This is a genomic window from Pigmentiphaga sp. GD03639, assembly GCF_029845405.1.
GTDB lineage: Bacteria > Pseudomonadota > Gammaproteobacteria > Burkholderiales > Burkholderiaceae_B > Pigmentiphaga > Pigmentiphaga daeguensis.
This window is the reverse complement of record NZ_JAOCLR010000029.1, coordinates 41,645-59,653: the sequence shown is the minus strand read 5'-3', so window position 1 is coordinate 59,653 and position 18,009 is coordinate 41,645. Positions and strand designations below refer to the sequence as shown.

Genomic DNA, 18,009 nt, shown 5'->3' with positions numbered 1-18,009 from the left:
CCGAGCCCCAGCTGCACTGCGTGGCCGCGCTGGACAGCCGCAGCACGGGCATCGTCGATAGCCATGCCCTCATGCTGTCATTCCAGGCCGACTGCGAAGCGGCCGGCGGCATGCTGGCCTTCGGCTCGCCCGTGGCCGGCGGGCAGTGCGGCGCCGACGGCATCACGCTGCAGGTCGGCGGCCCGCAGCCCATGGAAGTGCGCGCTGGCATCGTGGTGAACGCCGCCGGCCTGCATGCCCAGGAAATCGCCGCGGCCCTGCATGGACCCCACGCTTCGCGCATCCCGTCCGCGCATCTGGCCAAGGGCAACTACTACAGCCTGGCCGGACGCTCCCCTTTTTCGCGCCTGATCTATCCCGTGCCCGAACCGGGCGGGCTGGGCGTGCACCTGACCCTGGACCTGGGTGGGCAGGCCCGTTTCGGCCCCGACGTCGAATGGGTGGACCGGGTGGACTACCGGGTCGATCCGCGCCGCGCCGATGCGTTCTATGCCTCGATCCGCCAATATTGGCCGGCCTTGCCCGACGGCGCGCTGCAACCGGGCTACGCCGGCATACGGCCCAAGCTGTCGGGCCCCGGCTCGCCCGCGGCGGACTTCATGGTCCAGGGACCGGCCGACCATGGCGTGCCCGGCCTGGTCAATCTGTACGGCATCGAATCGCCGGGATTGACCGCGTCGCTGGCCATCGCCGAGGCAGTCCTGGCGCGCCTCTGATCGCGGACCGCGGATTGACGCGATCGGATTTCCTGCCCATACTCCCGGCGTTTCGCAGGCCATCCGGCCTGTCCGCCCCGGCGTCGGGCACCAGCCTTCACTCAAGCATGCATCGGCCATCCCTCCGATTCTCCAGGCAGGACCGCCATCGCGGCATCGCGATGCTGGTGCTGCTCGCGCTGCTCTGGGGAATGCTGGCGCCGGCCATCGCCAAGACGCTGGCTCGTCCCGCCGATACCTGGGTCGAGCTTTGCAGCGTCTACGGCCCGAAACTGGTCAAGCTGTCGGACGACGGCTCCAGTCCGTCGCGGGACGATTCGGCCACGACGTCCGCCGACTGCCCCTATTGCCGGCTCCATGCCGCCGTCGCGCTGCCGACCCCCAGCGGGGGGCCCGTCCTGGCAGGCCTCGTCGTCGCGGCCGAGGCACCGGCGCTTCCCCCCGCTCCGCTCCTGGGCACGGCGCCGATCTCGCGCCCGCCTCCCTCTCGCGCTCCACCCTTCACGTCCGCTTCCTGAACCCGCCCGGCCTGCCCGCGTGGCAGTGCCGTTTCGTCCTGCCGCGTCCCGCGCGGCCGACCAGGAGTCGTTCGTGTTCCCTCCCGTTTCCCCGATGCGCCCGGATGCGCATCGCGCCGCCACGCGTCCATCCCTGCCCGGTTCCTTGTGCGCCGGCCTGCTCGCCACCTGGCAGACGTTTGCCGTCCCCGTCCACGCCCAGGCGGTTCCTGAACATGCCCTGCCCACGATTGAAGTCAGCGACGACGCCGACACGCCCAACGGCAAGCTCAACCTCGACACGCCGGCCGCGGCCGCCAGCAATCTCGGCCTGACCGCCCGCGAGACCCCCGCCTCGATCACCGTGGTCGATCGCGCCACGATCGAGGCGCGCGGCGCGCAGAACACCCAGGAGATCCTGCGCGCCATCCCCGGCGTGACCGCCCACGACGCCCCCGGCAACGTGGGCGTGAGCTACCGCGGCTTCGGCACCGGTTCCATCAGCCAGTTGTTCAACGGCATCAACGTCCAGTACTCGATCGCCGCCCGCCCGGTGGACAGCTGGATCTATGAACGCGTCGAAGCCATCGGCGGCCCATCCAGCTTCCTGTTCGGCGCGGGCGCGGTGGGCGGATCGATCAACTATGTGACCAAGCTCGCCAGGCGCGAAGACATCACGCAAGGCCAGTTGCGGCTGGGCGGCAACGGGCTCAAGGAAGCCTCGGCCGGGCTGAACCGGCGCATCGCCGGCGACGCCGACGGCCCCGGGCACTACCTGCGCCTGGACCTCAACCATCGCGACGCCGACAGCTGGGTGGACGGCACGGGCACGCGCGCCACGCAGCTCGCGGCATCGGTGCTGTCCGACTTCGGCAACGGCTTCACCCACACCCTGGCCTACGAGTACCAGCACGAACACGTCGACCGCCCCTACTGGGGCACGCCCCTGCTGAACCCGATCGCCGGCACCGCGCGCATCTACGACGGCACCCGCTTCAAGAACTACAACAGCGCCGACGGGGTATACATCCAGCGCGTGCAGTGGCTGCGCTCCATCGCCGAGTGGCGGGCCAGCGACAAACTGCAATGGCGGAACACCTTCTACGTGTACGACGCCCTGCGCGACTATCGCAACGTCGAGAACTATCGCTTCAACGCCGACAACTCGCAGGTGATACGGTCGAGCGCGCTGCTGCAGCGCCACGACCAGCACCTGGTGGGCAACCGCGTCGACGGCATCTACCGCGGCGGGATCGCCGGCCTGAAAAGCGACTGGGCCTTCGGGATGGATGTCAGCGTGAATCGCCAGACGCGTTTCCCGAACAGCCTGTCCGGCACCATCGGCACGGTTGACCCATACGGCTTCGGCACCGAGCGTTTCTTCGACATACCCGGCATGTCGCCGGGCTTCCGGCCCGACCGCGACAACAAGGTCCGCACTCTGGCCATCTATGCCGAAAACCGAACCGCTCTGCGTCCCGGCCTGCACCTGGTCACGGCGCTGCGCCACGAACGCATCGAGCTCGACCTGACCAACCGGCGAGAGGTCAACGCCGCCAATCCGGCCGGGTTCCGCCGCAGCTATCACCCGACCACGGGTCGCGTCGGTCTGGTCTGGGACGTCACGCAGGACGCGGCGCTCTACGTCCAGTACGCCACGGCGGCGGATCCGCCCTCGGGCGTGCTGTCCACCGCATCGTTCGCGGACGTCCGCAACAACAGCGAACTGACCTCCGGCCGCCAGGCCGAGGTCGGCGGCAAGCTGGACTTCTGGGAAGGCAAGGGAACCGCCACGCTGGCCGCCTATCGCATCTCGCGCCGAAACATCGCCAGCCAGGACCCGAACGACAGCAGCCTGACCGTGCTCGTGGGCGAGCAGTCTTCCCGGGGGCTGGAACTGGCCGTGGGACTGCAGCCCGACCGGCGCTGGTCCATCCAGGGCAACGTCGCCTACGTCGACGCGCGCTACGATGACTACACCCAGGGCGGCGTGTCGCTGGCGGGCAAGCGTCCGACCAACACACCGGCCACGGTCGCCAACCTGTGGGTGTCCTACGCCGTCACGCCCGCGCTGCAGGCCACCGTCGGGCTGCGCCGTGTCGGCCGCGTGTACGCCGATGCGGCCAATACGGTGTCCTGGCCAGCCTATCTGCTGGTGGACCTTGGGATGAGCTACCGCATCGATCGCCGCACCGCGATCGTGGCGCGCATCCGCAACCTGACCGACAAGGTCTATGCCGCCAGCATGACGCCGACCATGGCCTACCTGGGCGCCCCGCGCACCGCGGACGTCAGCCTGCGGATCGCGTTCTAGGAGACGGCCATGCGTTCACGCCTCAAGCGCTGGCTCTATCTGCTGCACCGGTGGCTGGGCATCCTGGTGTGCGCGTTCTTCGTGATGTGGTTCGCCTCGGGCGTGGTCATGATGTATGTCGGCTACCCCAAGCTCACCGCGGCCGAGCGCCTGCGCCACCTACCCGCGCTGGATCCCGCGGCGCCCTTGCTCGGTCCCGCCCAGGCCCTCGCGGCGGCGGGCATCGCCTCGATGCCGAAAGACTTGCGGTTGTCGGCGGCCAGCGCTGGCCGGCCGGTCTACCTGGCCACGCTGTCGGATGGCTCCCGGGCCGGCACGCCCGTGGCCATCGACGCCGCGACCGGGACGATGCTGCGGGCAATCGATGCGGCGCATGCCGTGGCCAGCGCCGCCGCCTACGCCGGCGGTACCGTCCAGGCCCACTATGCCGGCCAGGTGGACGAGGACGCGCATACGCACTCGCGCGCCCTGGACCCGCACCGGCCGCTTCACCGTGTGCAACTGGACGACGACGCGGGCACGCTGTTGTACGTGTCCAGCCGCACCGGCGAAGTGGTGCGCGACGCGGCGCGCACCGAGCGCGTCTGGAACTACGCGGGCGCGTGGATCCATTGGCTCTATCCTTTCCGCGGCAATCTTTTCGACCGCCACTGGGCCGCCATCGTCGACGGCCTGTCCATCGCGGGCATCGCCGTCGCGCTCACCGGCACCGCCGTCGGACTGCTGCGCTGGCGCTTCTCGCGCCCCTACCGCAGCGGTTCGCGTTCCCCTTACCGGGCCGCCATGATGCGCTGGCACCACCTGGCGGGACTGGCGTTCGCGCTGACCACGCTTACCTGGATCTTCAGCGGCTTGATGTCCATGAATCCATGGGGCCTGTTCAGCAGCGGCCGCGGCGGCCCCTCCGTGGCCGCGGTATACGGCGACACGGGTACGATGCCCGCCGGCACGGCCTCCGTGCAGGCGCTGCTGGCCGGCGGCGACATCCGCGAGTTGCGCTGGGTCCACCGCCTGGGGCGCGAAGTCGTCCTGGCCTATGGCCCGGCCGGCCGCCCCGCGCTGCTCGACCCCCGGACCGCGCAGGCCGTGCGCCTGGACGCCGCGGAACTGCGCCATGCGGCGGCGGGACTCATGGCAGCTCCCCTGGCCCGCATCCAGGTGCTCGACCGCTACGACCTCCACTACTACGACCGCGCCCCGCACACCATGACGGGCGGCGGTGACAAGCCGCTGCCGGTCTGGCGCATCGAGTTCGACGATCCCGAGGCGACCTGGGTGCACCTGGACCCGTACACGGGCTCCGTCCTGAACAGCACCGACCGCTCGCGCCGCGCCTCGCGCTGGCTGTTCGCCATGCTGCACAGCTGGGACTGGCTGCCCCTGCTCGAGCGCCGCCCGCTATGGGACGCGGTGATGATCCTGTTCAGCCTGGGCGGTCTCGCGTTGAGCGCCACGGGCCTCGTCATCGGCTGGCGCCGGCTGCGCGTGTCCTGGCATAGCTCGAAAGCTTGACAACAAGGCCCGACCGCCCGATCGTTCTTCTACAACCCGAACATCAGCGAGCGGTGGGCCGCGGCGCCCGCCATCGCGCCATCGCCCACCGCCGCCGCCACCGAGCCGGCGGGCCGGCCCGTGTCGCCGCACGCGAACACGCCGGGCACGCTGGTGGCCTTGGTGCCGTCGGTCTTGATCGTGCTGCCCCACGGCCCCTCTTCCATCACGCAGCCCAGTTGCTCGGCCAGCTCCGACGACCGGACCCGGGCCGCGATGAACAGGCCGTCCAGCGCATGGACCACGCCGTCCTCCATGGCCACCGCCACGCCTTCGCCTTCCAGCCGCGCCACCCGTCCCCGCACGATGGCCACGCCGCGCCCGGCCAGCAGCGCCAGCTGCTGCGCATCGGGCTCGAAGGCCTCGTTCAGGAACAGCGTGGTCGCGCCCCAATCCGGCAGCATCATCGCCTGGTGCATCGACATCTCGGACAAGGCCAGCACGCCGACGCGGCCCTGCTGCAGTTCGTAGCCATGGCAGTACGGACAATGGAAAACATGGTTACCCCAACGCTGCGCGAGGCCCGGCAGGTCCGGCAGTTCGTCCTTCACGCCCGTCGCCAGCACGAGGCGCTGCGCCGTGCGTACCCGCTTCCCCACCGACACCTCGAACCCCGCGCCCGCCTGCGCCACCGCGTCCACGCGGGCATCCAGCCACTCCACGGTCTCGTACCTGAGCAACTGGTCCCTGGCGATGGCGGCGATGTCGGCGCCCGCCTCGCCGTCGCGCGTCAGGAAACCATGGGACAGCGGCGCATACCGGTTGCGGCGCTCGCCGGCATCGATCACGAGCACGCGGCGCCGGGCGCGGGCCAGTTGCAGGCCCGCCGAAAGCCCGGCGTAGCTTCCGCCGATGATGATCACGTCGTAGTCCATACCGCTCTCCTTGCTTCGTCCAATTCATGTACCTTTAAATGATACATAACAATTCGCCGCAAGGCCCCGATACCCCTTTGGCACTCGAGGCCATTCCCTACCGCTGCATGTTCAAGGCTGGAGGTGGTCCGCCAGGCCCCACGACGCCGTGCGGCAGATCTGCTCGAACTCCCTGGCCAGGTCCGCCAGCGTCACCGCTCCCAGGCGCCGGACGAGCAAGGCTTGCGCCTCGTCCAGTGCGTCGCCCAGCGCGGCGTTGACCACGCGCTCGACCGCGCAGTCGGGATGGGCATGGTCGGCGCCGATCGCAAAAATCCTGGGCCCGCCCACCGCGCGATGGATGTCCAGCAGCGTGACCTCGGCCAGGTCGCAATCCAGCCGCCAACCGCCATGGTGGCCCTTCTCGGACTGCACATAGCCCGCCTTGCGCAGGCCCGCCATGGTCCGGCGGACCACGGCGGCATTGGTGCCCAGCATCCGGGCGATCTGGGCGGACGTCACGGGCTGGTCGTCCCTGGCCATGTGCAGCAGCACGTGCAGCATTCGGGAAAGGCGGCTATCGGTTCTCACGCGGGGGCTTGTCGGGGCATCAATGGATCCACCCCGACGATAACGCATCTTCGCCGCCGCGCCCGCGCGGCTAGGGCTTGGCCTGGCCCTCCGCGGCGATGCGGTCCAGTTCGGCGATCGCGTCGGCGGGCAGCGCCAGCGCGGCCGCCGCCAGGTTCTCGCGCAGATGCGCCAGCGACGACGTTCCCGGAATCAGCAACAGGTTGGGTGCGCGTGCCAGCAGCCAGGCCAGCGCCACCTGCATGGGGGTCGCCGCCAGCCGCGTCGCCACGCGGGTCAGGATCTCCGACTGCAGCGGCGAGAAGCCGCCCAGCGGAAAGAACGGCACGTAGGCGATGCCCTGGGCGCCCAGTTGCTCGATCAGCGCGTCATCGGCACGGTGCGCCAGGTTGTAGTGGTTCTGCACGCACACGATGGGGGCGATGCGCTGGGCCTGGACCACCTGCGCGGGCGTGGCGTTGCTCAGGCCGAGGTGGCGGATGAGCCCCTGCCGCTGCAATTGCGCCAGCGCGGTGAACGGCGCCTCGATCGATCCCTCGGACGGCGCATGCACGTCACCCATGATGCGCAGGTTCACCACGTCCAGCACGTCCAGCCCCAGATTGCGCAGATTGTCGTGCACGGCCTGCGTCAGTTGTCCGGGACTCTGCGCCGGATTCCATGAGGCGTCCGGCCCGCGCACGGCTCCGACCTTGGTCACGATGGTCAGGCCCCGATAGGGATGCAGGGCCTCGCGGATCAACTGGTTGGTGACGTGGGGGCCGTAGAAATCGCTGGTATCGAGATGGTCGACGCCCGCCTCGACCGCGGCGCGCAGCACGGCAATCGCCGCGGCGCGATCCTTGGGCGGCCCGAACACGCCCGGCCCCGCCAGTTGCATCGCGCCGTAGCCCATGCGGCGCACGGTACGGTCTCCCAGGGCGAAAGTGCCCGCTGGCTGTAGATCGATCACGGTATTTCTCCGGAAAAACATGGATGGATCACACTATAGACATGGCCACTGCGATCGATAATCTGGTGTAATCGGCACAGGTTGTACGAAATTCTGCACAATGCAAGCACCGCTCCAAGACCTGTTCGCCTTTCTGGCCGTGGTTCGCGCCGGCGGTTTTCGCGAAGGCGCGCGCGCCAGCGGCACGTCGGCTTCCAGCCTGAGCGAGGCGGTACGCAGACTGGAGGGCCGGCTGGGCGTCCGGCTGCTCCATCGCACCACTCGCAGCGTGACACCGACCGAGGCCGGCGCGCGCCTGGTCGAACGGCTGGTGCCCGCGCTGGGCGAAGTGGAAACCGCACTCGACGTCGTCAACGGATTCCGCGATCGGCCCGCCGGCACCCTGCGGCTGAACGTTCCGCTCAGCGCCGCCCGGCTGGTGCTCGCGCCCCTTGTCACGCCCTTCCTGCAAGCCTATCCCGACATCAAGCTCGAAATCGTGGTCGAGGACGGCTTCGTCGATCTCCTGGCCGCCGGCTGCGACGCCGGCATCCGCTACGACGAACGGCTCGAACAGGACATGATCGCGATTCCCATCGGCCCGCGCTGGCAGCGCTTCGCCACCGCCGCCTCGCCTGCCTATCTTGCCGCGCGCGGCCGCCCCGCGCATCCGCGTGACCTGCTCGGCCACGTCTGCCTGCGTGGCCAGTTCGCCAGCGGCGCCATGCCCGCCTGGGAATACGAGCGCAAGGGGGAAGTCCTGCGCGTGGACCCCGCCGGGCCGCTGCTGGTCAGCCTGGGCAGCGGCATCGAACTCGCGGTCCAGGCCGCCCGTGACGGACTGGGCATCATCCACCTGTTCGAGGACTGGCTGCAGCCCGACCTGGACAGCGGCGCGCTGGAACCCGTGCTCAAGTCCTGGTGGCGCCCATTCTCCGGCCCGTTCCTTTATTATTCCGGCCGCCGGCACCTGCCCTCGCCCCTGCGGGCCTTCATCGACTTCGTTCGCGCGCACGAAGGCGCCGCCAAGCCCTCCCGGAAACCCTTCTCACGTTGACCACCATGCCCACCGACGCGCCTCCGGCAGGACACGACGATACGCGCGAGGGCGCATGGCGGGTATTCCTGGTCTTCCTGCGGCTGGGACTGACGTCCTTCGGCGGGCCGATCGCGCACCTGGGCTACTTCCGTGCCGAGTTCGTGGAGCGCCGCCGCTGGCTGGACGACCGCAGCTACTCGGACCTCGTGGCCCTGTGCCAATTCCTGCCCGGGCCCGCCAGCAGCCAGGTCGGCATGGCGGTGGGATTGCGGCGCGCCGGCTGGCCCGGCCTGCTGGCCGCGTGGCTGGGCTTCACGTTGCCGTCGGCCCTGGTCCTGATCCTGTTCGCCTATGGCATGGCCGGATACCGCGACATGGCCGCCTCCGGCTGGGTACACGGCCTGAAGGTCGTGGCCGTGGCGGTGGTCGCGCAGGCGGTCTGGGGCATGGCCAGGTCGCTGTGTCCCGATCGGACACGCGCGGGACTGGCCATGCTGGCCGCGCTGGCGACACTGGCCGTCCCCTCGGCCTCGGGACAGGTCGCCGCGATCGTGGCCTGCGGACTGCTTGGCCGATGGCTGTTGGACCTGCCCGCCCCCGCTCCGGCACGCCCCCATCCCTACCCCATCTCCCGCCGGGCCGGCATCACGGCCCTGGCGCTGTTCGCCCTGCCGCTGGCGGCGCTGCCGGCCTGGGCCGCGGCCAGCGGCTCCTCGCTCGTTGCGTTCTTCGAGGGTATCTATCGCGCCGGCGCGCTGGTCTTCGGCGGCGGACACGTGGTGCTGCCACTCCTGCAGGCCACGGTCGTGCCCACGGGCCTCGTCGACAACGCGGACTTCCTGGCGGGCTACGGCGCGGCGCAGGCCGTGCCCGGGCCGCTGTTCACTTTCGCCGCCTACCTGGGCGCGGTGGCCCGCGGTCCGCTGCACGGCTGGGCCGGCGGCCTGGCCGCGCTGGCCATGATCTTCCTGCCCGCGCTGCTGGTATTGGCGGGCGCCTTGCCCTTCTGGGAACAATTGCGCCAGCGTCGCGGCATCCAGACCGCGCTGGCCGGCGTCAACGCCGGCGTGGTCGGCATCCTGCTGGCGGCGCTGTACGACCCGGTATGGACCAGCGCCATCCACGGCCGCGCCGACTTCGCGCTGGCGCTGGCCGCCTTCGGGTTGCTGGTCCTGGGCCGCGTGCCGCCCGTCATGGTCGTGGCGCTGGCGGCGCTGGGGGGCTGGCTGCTGGCGGGTTGAAGGCCGGGATCAGCCGGCCACGGCCCGCCCCTCTTCCATGGCCACTCGCACCGGCGGCGCCTCGCCCTGCTTGTCCTGCCCGAAATAGACCACCATGTGCGGGTAAGGCAACTCGATGCCGGCGGCGTTGAAGTGCTGCTTCACCAAGCGGTTGTAGGCGCGCTGCACCGCCCACTGCATGCCCGGCCGGGTCTTGATCAGCACGCGTATGGTCACGCCCTTCTCGTTGACGGCGGTGACGCCCGGGATGCTGATGTCCTCCAGGATCTCCGGCGCCAGCGCCTCGTCGGTCATCAGTTCCGCAAAGGCATTGCGCAGGTGTTGCATGGCATCGTCGACGCTTTCCCGGTGGGCGACCGTGTACTCGCCCAGATGGTAGGAAAAGTCCCGCATGTGGTTGGACACCACGTCCACCGACGAGAACGGCACCAGGTGGTAGCCGCCGTCCAGGGTCCGTATGCCCACCGAGCGGATGGTCATCTTCTCGACCGTGCCGAAAACGCCGGCCACCTGCACGACGTCGTTCTCGTTCATGCCGTTCTCGAGCTGGATAAAGACGCCGGTGATGATGTCCTGCACCAGCTTCTGCGCGCCGAAGCCCACGGCCAGGCCGACCACGCCCGCGCCCGCGATCAGGGGCGCCACGTCTATGCCTATCTGCGACAGCACCACCATGACCGTCATGGTCACGATCACGATCAGCGCCGCATTGCGGAACAGCGACAACAGGGTCTTCTCGCGCGCGGTGGGCATGCGTCCGCCCTCGCGCAGGTTCAGCCGGTGTTCGATGACGCTGGCCACCACCGTCCACGCCAACGCCGCCGCCAGCAGTACGATGGCCACGTTCACCGCCACGCCTATGGCCGCCGCGCCGGCGTCCGAGGCGATCCAGCGCGACAGGTTGAAAGCGCGCCACGCATCCAGCACCAGCAGCACCACGACGATGCGGACCGCCCATCCCACGAAACGGATGGTCGCGGGCACATAGGAGTTCAGTCGGCTCTCCAGCATGGGCAGGCGCGCGCGCAATTCGTCGGAGACGCGTATGGGCTTGGCCAGCAACGCGTTCAGCAACACGACGGCCAGGCTGCCCACGCCGGTCGCCAGCAGGGTCTGGAGCGTGGCGCCCACCATGAAAGGCAGCGCATTGGCCGGATCGATCTGGCTGACCACCAGCAGCACGGTGAAGTACCCGATGCCCAGCCAGTGCCAGACGCGCGCCAGCAGACGCGGCGAGGTGCCCAGGAAAGTCGTCCGGCGCGAACCGCTGTGCTCCAGCCGTTCGCGCACACGCAGGCGGTTGCGCCAGATCACGCCCACCGCGTACACGTAGACACCCAGCATGATCACCAGGGTGGCCAGCCGGCCCAGCGCGGGCGACAGCGCGGCCGCCAGAACCGGATCGACCAGCATCGTGCCGTAGCCCGCCGCCATGACCAGCACGATCAGCCACCGGTTCCAGTAGCGGGCCATCTCATTCGACATCGGCAGCAGGCGCAGGTGCGGATAGCGCGTCGAGAACACGGTGCGAACGAGCACCTTGGTGATCTCGACCGCCAGGAAGGCCTTCAGGAACACCGCCACCAGCGGGTCGACCGCCACACCGTCCGGTCCGCCGCGGACCCCGGCCGCGTATGCCGCGGCGGCGGCCAGCACCACCACCAGCGCATCGATGATGACCGCGCCGACGATCGCGCCCGCGCGCCGGTACAGGACCGGCATGCCGATGGGCGCATCGGCCGGCCACGACGCCGTGGCGTCCCAACCCAGCCCCGCCACCCAATCATCGATCCGCCGGTAGATCCACAGCGCCACCAGCCGCAACAGCACGAAGGCGACGAGGGCCGTCGCGACCGAGATGGCCAGCGGTTGCAATGCCCGCGCCTCGTCGCTGTCCATGGAAGGACCGTCGCCTTCGGCCATCGCCCGCAGGTCCGCGGCGCCCTGCCCCAGGTCGGCCACCAGGCCGGACAGGAAACGCTGCGTGCCGTCTGCCAGCCGCTCACGCAGCGTGGGGGACGCCTGGTCGGGCGCAGCAGCCGAGGCAGCCGCCCCGGCTTGCTTCGCGCCGGTCCCGGGTTCATGCGCCCGCAACTGGTCGATCAGCGCCTGGCGGCTGTCGGGGTTCTCGAGCAGGTCCGCCAGCGCGGCTGGCGTGGGCGCCACGGCGGCTTGCGCAGCCATCGCGATACGGGCGGACCCCAGTGTCGCCAACAGCAGCAGGATCAGGAACGCGAAGTGGGCCAACCAGGGCTTGGACAGCCTGCGGCGACTCAACGAGACGTCGCGGAGGGATTGCAGGGGAAGTGTGCATGCTGTCGTCGCGAGTCGAACCACTAGGGGGTCTCCTGGAGGAAAAGGAAGGTGAAAGGCGGGGCCTGCGCCCGCTCATGACGCCACAGGGTAAAACACACGCGTGCCGCAGACAAATCGTGGCGTACGGTGCCGGCGACTACAATTGCCTGCACCAGGATCTCTACGGCGAACGGGGTGACGCGGTGGTGTTCGCCGTCAACCAGCGCCCCGCACCGGGCCGGCGCGGCGGCGTGCGCAAGGTGGCGATGCGCCACGGCGTCAGCCGCGTCCACAGCGGCAGGCGGTACACCGTGGGCCTGATCTTCCACGACGCGCGCTAGCGCAGGACCATGCAGACATTCGATCTTTTCTCCGACGCCACCTCGGGCCAGCCCGAACCCATGGGACCGCGCGCCTTCCTGCTGCGCGGCTTCGCGCTGCCCCGCGTGGACGAGCTGCTGCCCGCCATCGCCCGCGTCACGGACGCCGCGCCGTTTCGCCACATGGTGACGCCCGGCGGCTTCACCATGTCGGTCGCGCTGACCAACTGCGGCACGCTGGGCTGGACGACCGACCGCCACGGCTACCGGTACTCGCGCACCGACCCCGCCACCGGCCTGCCCTGGCCCGCCATGCCGGAGGCCTTCGCCGCGCTGGCGCGGGAGGCGGCCGAGGCGGCCGGCTTTCCCCGCTTCGAACCCGATGCCTGCCTGATCAACCGTTACCTGCCCGGCGCGCGGATGTCGCTGCACCAGGACAAGAACGAACGCGACCTCGACGCCCCCATCGTGTCGGTATCCCTGGGCATGCCGGCGATCTTCCTGTTCGGCGGCCACCGTCGTTCGGACAAGCCGGCGCGGATCGGACTCCACCACGGCGACATCGCCGTCTGGGGCGGCCCGGATCGCCTGCGCTACCACGGCGTGATGCCGCTGTCCGACGTCCCGCATCCGGTCCTGGGCAGCCAGCGCATCAACTTCACGTTCAGGAAGGCGGGATGATCCTGGCCTGGCTTCGCAAGAGAAGGATGCGTCCTGGTGGCGGGTTCCACGGCCAAGGGGCGGCGCGCGGCACGGATTCGAGCGCAAGAAACGGAGCGCTTGCGGCCGGACCATTCGCTATCCTGATGCCATGACCACGAACTCCCGGACATCCGCCATGGGTACCCGCCCACCGTCCGACTACGCCACCGATGACGCCCGCTGGCGGGCGGTGCAGGCGCGCGACGCCGATGCCGATGGCCATTTCGTCTACGCCGTGCGCACCACCGGCGTGTATTGCCGCCCCAGTTCGCCGACACGGCTGCCCCGGCGCGCCAACGTCGAATTCTTCGACTCGCCGCGCGAGGCCGAGGCGGCTGGCTATCGCGCCAGCCGGCGGCAGCAGGACGGGCCCGATGCCGCCCGGGAACGCACCGCGCTGATCGCCCGCGCCTGCCGCTTGATCGAAAGCGCCGAGACACCGCCCAGTCTTGCGGACCTGGCCATGCAGGCAGGCATGAGCCCCTTCCACTTCCATAGGGTATTCAAGGCCGAGACCGGCCTGACGCCCAAGGCCTATGCCTCGGCCCGGCGCGCCCGCCGGCTGCGCGAGGAATTGGGAACACCCGACGCCTCGGTCACCGATGCCATCTACGAGGCCGGATTCAACTCCAACAGCCGGTTCTACGAAGCCTCCGACCAGTTGCTGGGCATGCGTGCGCGCGACTACCGCGCAGGGGGCGCCGGCGCGGTCATCCGCTTCGCCGTGGGCCAGTGCTCGCTGGGCGCCATCCTGGTCGCGCAAAGCCAGCGCGGCATCTGCGCCATCCTGCTGGGCGACGATCCGGACGCGCTGGTGCGCGACCTGCAGGACCAGTTTCCCAGGGCCAGGCTGATCGGCGGCGACACCGGCTTCGAACGGCTGGTGGCCCAGGTGGTGGGCTTCGTCGAGGCCCCCTCGGTCGGGCTGAACCTGCCGCTGGACGTGCGCGGCACGGCCTTCCAGGAGCGCGTCTGGCAGGCCCTGCGCGAGATCCCGCCCGGCCGGACCGCCAGCTACGCCGAAATCGCGCAGCGCATAGGCGCGCCCCGGGCCGTGCGCGCCGTGGCCCAGGCCTGCGGCGCCAATCACATCGCCGTGGCCATCCCCTGCCATCGGGTCATCCGGCGCGACGGCGATCTGTCGGGCTATCGCTGGGGCGTCGAGCGCAAGCGCGCGCTGCTCGGGCGCGAGGCAGGCGGCTCTCGCGACCGCAAATGACGGCTCTAGCGCACCGGGAGGAAGGAAAACAGCATCAGGTTCTGCGCGTAGTTGATCCCCAGCCGGCGGGAGTTCTCGCCCAGCAGATTGGCGATCAGGTCCAGGCGCCCGATGATGGCGCCGAACTCGCGCTCGAAACTCAGGTTCACCTGCTTGTCCGTCCATTCGTTGGCCAGCAGCAGCGGCTCGCCGCGGGCATCGCGCCGGCTGCCCAGCAGCCAGGCGGCGGCCTCGACGTTGCGGGCCGCGTTGTAGACCCGGTCGCCGTCCAGCAGATCGAAGGCATAGAAACGCGTCTTGCCGTCGTGCGCCGCGACGATGGTATCGGCCATGCCGTAGATGAAGGCTGCGACGCGGTCGCCCTGGTAGGCGGGATCGAGCGACACGGCCAGGATCTCGACGTCGTGCAGGCCCTGGAGCCCGGCGGGCGGCGTACGGGCGTCGATGGACAGCCTGACCGTCTCGGCGGCGGCCTCCATGGAGGGCTTGCCGGACTTGCGCCACTCGCGCGGATTGCGCTTGTAGAGCTTGGTCATCAGCGACATCAGGCTCGACAGGTTGTCGCGCATGGCGATGGTCAGGGTCCGATTGAAATCGGTCTGCATCATCTGGTCCGAGGACATGTCCTCGGTCCCCCGCGACTCGTAGCCTGGGCGCGGCAGCGCGGTGTACTGGGCGCAGCCGGCCAGGATGGAGCAAACCAGGGCCGCCGCGCCCGCCGTCCTCAACCTGATCATGCGGGATCCGTTCTTCGCGTTGCCGCGAGGATAACCCAATGCACGGCGATTTCCGCGCCGCCGTGAAACAGGTTTTCACAACAATGGTGAACGGATCTTGCAAGGCGGCCGGCTAGCGGGAACAGGCCCTAGGTAGCCGCCACCAGCAGTTCCTCCGCATTGGCCGGCGGCCGCAGGCCGTCCGCGCGGTCCGCGAAATACCGCCGCGCGAGCTCGTCGGCCGAGACATGCCGCGCTTGCTTGAATCCCTGCTCGCGCGCCAGCTGAAGGATCTGCGATGGCAGGAAGAAGCTCACGAACGGCGTCCCGCTGGCGCGCGCGCCCTTCTCGGCCATCTCCATGCCGGGACGCACCTCGGGATCCGCCATCTCCAGCGGCAGCAGGAACGACATCGCGAACGTGGATCCTGGCGCCAGCGTCGCCATCTGGCGCAGCGTGGCGGCGTTCGCCTCCTTGGTCAGGTACATGCTGACGCCGGTGGACACCACGACCGCCGGCTTGCGGCCATCGAACCCCGCTGCCAGCAGGCGGTCCCACCAGGACTCCCCGGCCTCGAAGTCGACCGGCACGAAACGCAGCCAATCGGGCATCCCCAAGCCCAGTTCGAGCAGCCGCCGCCGCTTCCACTCCTGCGGCCCCGGCCGATCGATTTCGAACACCCTCAGCCGCGACGCCACATCGGGCCGACGCTGCGCGAAGCTGTCCAGCCCGGCGCCCAGGATGACGTACTGCTCCAGGCCACGGCCGGCCTGCTCCACGACCAGGTCCTCGATGAAACGGGCCCGGCCCACGATGGACGCGCGAAACGGCCGGGTGAACCCCTGGTCCATGTCCCCGCGGCGCTGCCAGCCCGGCTCCGGCGCCAGCAGGCGCAGGCCGATCTCGTCCTCCAGCACGTGCGGCGGCGCATCGACCTCGACATGCAAGGCGCGCCACAAGGCCACCCGCGCCGCCGTGCTGTCGGGTGCCACATCCTGTTCATCAACCATGACCGTCGCTCACTTTCCAGCCTGGGCCGGCGCCTGCAACCGCCAGATGCGGCCATCGGGATCGCGGACCGTCATGTCCCGCGTGCCCCAGTGCGTGTCCTCGAACGGCGTGACCACCTCGACGATGGGCTCGGGCTGGAACGCGTCCGCATCGGGCAGCTTCAGCACGATCTGCGACTCGGGTTTCTCGCTTTCAGGGACCTCGGCGATGAACAGGTAAGGGCCGTCGCCATTGCGCAACTGGCCAGAGTTGTGGTCGGTCTCGAACTCCAGCGTGAAACCCAGTGCCTGGAAGAACCTGGCCGCCTTGCCCCAGTTGTGGGTAGTCAGGAACACGGCTTCGATCCGCTCGGACTTCATGTCACTTCTCCTTCTTGGTAGATCGGCGCCCGGGCCGCTGTGCGTCGAGATAGGCGCGCAGCGCCTCGGCCACCAGGGCCGAGAGCGAGGACTCCGATTCGATGGCGTGATGCTTGACCTGCCGGATCAGGCCGACCGGCAGATAGACGTTGAACTGCTTGATCTCTTCCTCGGCCATGGCGACCCTGATTGCTAGATTGCTAGCATTCTAGGAAAGCCGCCCGGGTGCGTCAACCCCGGCAATGGCTGGCAGACGATCCGGCATCGCGCAGCCTGGCGGTGATCGCCGCCCCCAGGGCCGCCGCCAAGCCGCCGACCAGGAAGACCTGGGCATGGCCGAAATGGTCGGCGATCCAACCAGCCAACGGGCCGGTCACGCCATAGGCAAGATCCTGGAAGGCGGCGAAACCGCCTATCGCGGTCCCGCGCAGGTGCGCCGGCACGCGCCGGACCGCCTCGAGCCCCATCGCCGGGAACACCATCGAGCATCCCATGCCCGTCAGCAGCGCGCCTGCCATGGCCACCTCCGGTCCGGGGGCCAGCCACAGCAGCGCCTGCCCCACGGCCTCCACCAGCAGCGACACCAGCGCCACCGGCACGCCGCCGACGCGATCGGGCAAGGAGCCGAACAGCACCCGCACCGCGACGAAACCCAGGCCGAAGCACGTCAGCCCATAACCTGCGCCGTCCCAGCCCCTGGCCAGGAAATACAGCGGGAAGAACGCGCCCAGCGCGGCGAAGCCTATGCCTTGCAGGCCGACCACGACCCCGGGCCCCCAGATGCGCCCCAGCACCTGCGCGAACGGTGGACGCCGGCCCGCCTGCGCCGGCACGGCGGGCGCGAGCGGCCACAGCATCAGCGCGCCCAGCAGCGGCAGCGCGACGCAGATCGCCATCAGGCCGGCGAACCCCAGGTCCTGCAACAGCCACAGGCCCAGTGGACCGCCCGCCGCGAACGCGCCGTACATGCCCATGCCGAACACGGCCATGACCAGGCCGGAGCGCGCCGGCCCCATCATTGCCATGCTCCACGCCAGCATGCCGACCAGGGCCAGGCTCTCGCCCAACCCCAGCATCAGCCGGCCCGCCAGCAGGACCGCATAGGACACGATGCCATGTCCCAGCACCGGCAGCGACGAGGCCAGGCACAGCAGCGAGGCCAGCCCGTACAGGGCCAGGCCACGGAACATGCCGGACTTGCCGCCTCGTTCGTCGGCCAGCCGGCCGGCCCAGCCGCGGCTCAGGATGGTGGAAAGAAACGCGATGCCCACGGCCAGGCCGGAGGCGACATTGCCCATGCCCAGCGTGCGCGAGACATGCACGGCCACGGCCGGCATCGCCATGGCCACCGCGAGATAGCTCAGGAACAGCGCCACGGTCATCCAGACCAGGCGGCGCAAGGGGGAATACTGCAGGACGTTCGACATCGACCGCCGCTCCTTGGGAGTCAGGGCGGCACGGTGCGGAGGGATGGAGGAGAACGATGGACCACGCGGCGCCAACGCACACCGCCAGCCGGCCACGGGTGCCGCTGGTGATGCGTTGGTTGACGTAAACGCTTACGGCCGCGTCCGGGAGAACACTGCGGGGAGAATTCTAGCACCCGAGGAAACGCGCGCTCATTATTGACTTTAATTCAAATGTATTTGGCTT

At 69.6% G+C, this 18,009-nt stretch carries 17 protein-coding genes and 1 pseudogene; 9 read left to right on the top strand and 9 right to left on the bottom strand.

Annotated elements, in window-relative coordinates:
- The 4 genes from N5K27_RS23525 to N5K27_RS23510 all read left to right on the top strand — a co-directional run.
- Window positions 1–716, top strand: a 716-nt coding sequence (locus tag N5K27_RS23525; protein WP_279819408.1) for an FAD-dependent oxidoreductase, incomplete at its 5' end; no start/stop codon positions are given.
- A 107-nt stretch (window positions 717–823) separates the two neighbouring features.
- The gene (locus N5K27_RS23520) at window positions 824–1,234 is read left to right on the top strand and encodes a DUF2946 family protein (protein ID WP_087840052.1); all 411 of its coding nucleotides are present in this window, start codon (window positions 824–826) and stop codon (window positions 1,232–1,234) included.
- A gap of 94 nt (window positions 1,235–1,328) precedes the next feature.
- Entirely contained in the window at window positions 1,329–3,527 is a 2,199-nt protein-coding gene (locus N5K27_RS23515) for a TonB-dependent siderophore receptor (RefSeq protein WP_132978910.1), read from the top strand.
- Between the two features lie 9 nt (window positions 3,528–3,536).
- Window positions 3,537–5,039, top strand: a complete 1,503-nt coding sequence (locus tag N5K27_RS23510; protein WP_132978821.1) for a PepSY domain-containing protein — start codon at window positions 3,537–3,539, stop codon at window positions 5,037–5,039.
- A gap of 29 nt (window positions 5,040–5,068) precedes the next feature.
- On the opposite strand, the gene N5K27_RS23505 is transcribed toward N5K27_RS23510, so the two are convergent.
- The 3 genes from N5K27_RS23505 to N5K27_RS23495 form a co-directional block, all read right to left on the bottom strand.
- Complete coding sequence (locus N5K27_RS23505) at window positions 5,069–5,953, bottom strand: NAD(P)/FAD-dependent oxidoreductase (RefSeq protein ID WP_279819404.1); 885 nt, start codon at window positions 5,951–5,953, stop codon at window positions 5,069–5,071.
- A gap of 111 nt (window positions 5,954–6,064) precedes the next feature.
- Window positions 6,065–6,523, bottom strand: coding sequence for an Rrf2 family transcriptional regulator (locus tag N5K27_RS23500; RefSeq protein ID WP_087840048.1), 459 nt, complete (start codon window positions 6,521–6,523; stop codon window positions 6,065–6,067).
- A gap of 70 nt (window positions 6,524–6,593) precedes the next feature.
- Complete coding sequence (locus tag N5K27_RS23495) at window positions 6,594–7,475, bottom strand: aldo/keto reductase family oxidoreductase (RefSeq protein WP_087840047.1); 882 nt, start codon at window positions 7,473–7,475, stop codon at window positions 6,594–6,596.
- A 100-nt stretch (window positions 7,476–7,575) separates the two neighbouring features.
- Here N5K27_RS23495 and N5K27_RS23490 point away from each other — a divergent pair, with 100 nt between their 5' ends.
- Together N5K27_RS23490 and chrA are read left to right on the top strand one after the other, a co-directional pair.
- On the top strand, window positions 7,576–8,511 hold the full coding sequence (locus N5K27_RS23490) for a LysR family transcriptional regulator (RefSeq protein ID WP_279819397.1): 936 nt from the start codon (window positions 7,576–7,578) through the stop codon (window positions 8,509–8,511).
- Between the two features lie 5 nt (window positions 8,512–8,516).
- A complete protein-coding gene (chrA, locus tag N5K27_RS23485) occupies window positions 8,517–9,734 on the top strand; it encodes a chromate efflux transporter (protein WP_087840269.1) in 1,218 nt (405 codons plus the stop codon).
- 9 nt (window positions 9,735–9,743) lie between these two features.
- On the opposite strand, the gene N5K27_RS23480 is transcribed toward chrA, so the two are convergent.
- The gene (locus N5K27_RS23480) at window positions 9,744–12,011 is read right to left on the bottom strand and encodes a mechanosensitive ion channel domain-containing protein (protein WP_347945443.1); all 2,268 of its coding nucleotides are present in this window, start codon (window positions 12,009–12,011) and stop codon (window positions 9,744–9,746) included.
- 152 nt (window positions 12,012–12,163) lie between these two features.
- Between N5K27_RS23480 and N5K27_RS23475 the strand changes: the two are divergent.
- From N5K27_RS23475 to ada, 3 genes and pseudogenes are all read left to right on the top strand, one after another.
- A pseudogene (locus tag N5K27_RS23475) lies at window positions 12,164–12,370 on the top strand (2OG-Fe(II) oxygenase); the annotation flags it as partial.
- 9 nt (window positions 12,371–12,379) lie between these two features.
- Window positions 12,380–13,030, top strand: a complete 651-nt coding sequence (gene alkB / locus N5K27_RS23470; RefSeq protein WP_087840045.1) for a DNA oxidative demethylase AlkB — start codon at window positions 12,380–12,382, stop codon at window positions 13,028–13,030.
- A 157-nt stretch (window positions 13,031–13,187) separates the two neighbouring features.
- The gene (ada, locus tag N5K27_RS23465) at window positions 13,188–14,270 is read left to right on the top strand and encodes a bifunctional DNA-binding transcriptional regulator/O6-methylguanine-DNA methyltransferase Ada (RefSeq protein WP_087840044.1); all 1,083 of its coding nucleotides are present in this window, start codon (window positions 13,188–13,190) and stop codon (window positions 14,268–14,270) included.
- Between the two features lie 5 nt (window positions 14,271–14,275).
- On the opposite strand, the gene N5K27_RS23460 is transcribed toward ada, so the two are convergent.
- From N5K27_RS23460 to N5K27_RS23440, 5 genes are all read right to left on the bottom strand, one after another.
- Window positions 14,276–15,007 (bottom strand): hypothetical protein, encoded by a 732-nt coding sequence (locus N5K27_RS23460; protein WP_087840267.1) that lies wholly within the window; start codon window positions 15,005–15,007, stop codon window positions 14,276–14,278.
- 128 nt (window positions 15,008–15,135) lie between these two features.
- On the bottom strand, window positions 15,136–15,996 hold the full coding sequence (locus tag N5K27_RS23455) for a class I SAM-dependent methyltransferase (protein WP_087840043.1): 861 nt from the start codon (window positions 15,994–15,996) through the stop codon (window positions 15,136–15,138).
- Between the two features lie 9 nt (window positions 15,997–16,005).
- Complete coding sequence (locus tag N5K27_RS23450) at window positions 16,006–16,356, bottom strand: glyoxalase (RefSeq protein ID WP_087840042.1); 351 nt, start codon at window positions 16,354–16,356, stop codon at window positions 16,006–16,008.
- Between the two features lies 1 nt (window position 16,357).
- Entirely contained in the window at window positions 16,358–16,534 is a 177-nt protein-coding gene (locus N5K27_RS23445) for a ribbon-helix-helix protein, CopG family (protein ID WP_279819389.1), read from the bottom strand.
- Window positions 16,535–16,586: 52 nt separating this feature from the next.
- Complete coding sequence (locus tag N5K27_RS23440) at window positions 16,587–17,783, bottom strand: MFS transporter (protein ID WP_132978819.1); 1,197 nt, start codon at window positions 17,781–17,783, stop codon at window positions 16,587–16,589.
- Window positions 17,784–18,009 lie beyond the last annotated feature (226 nt).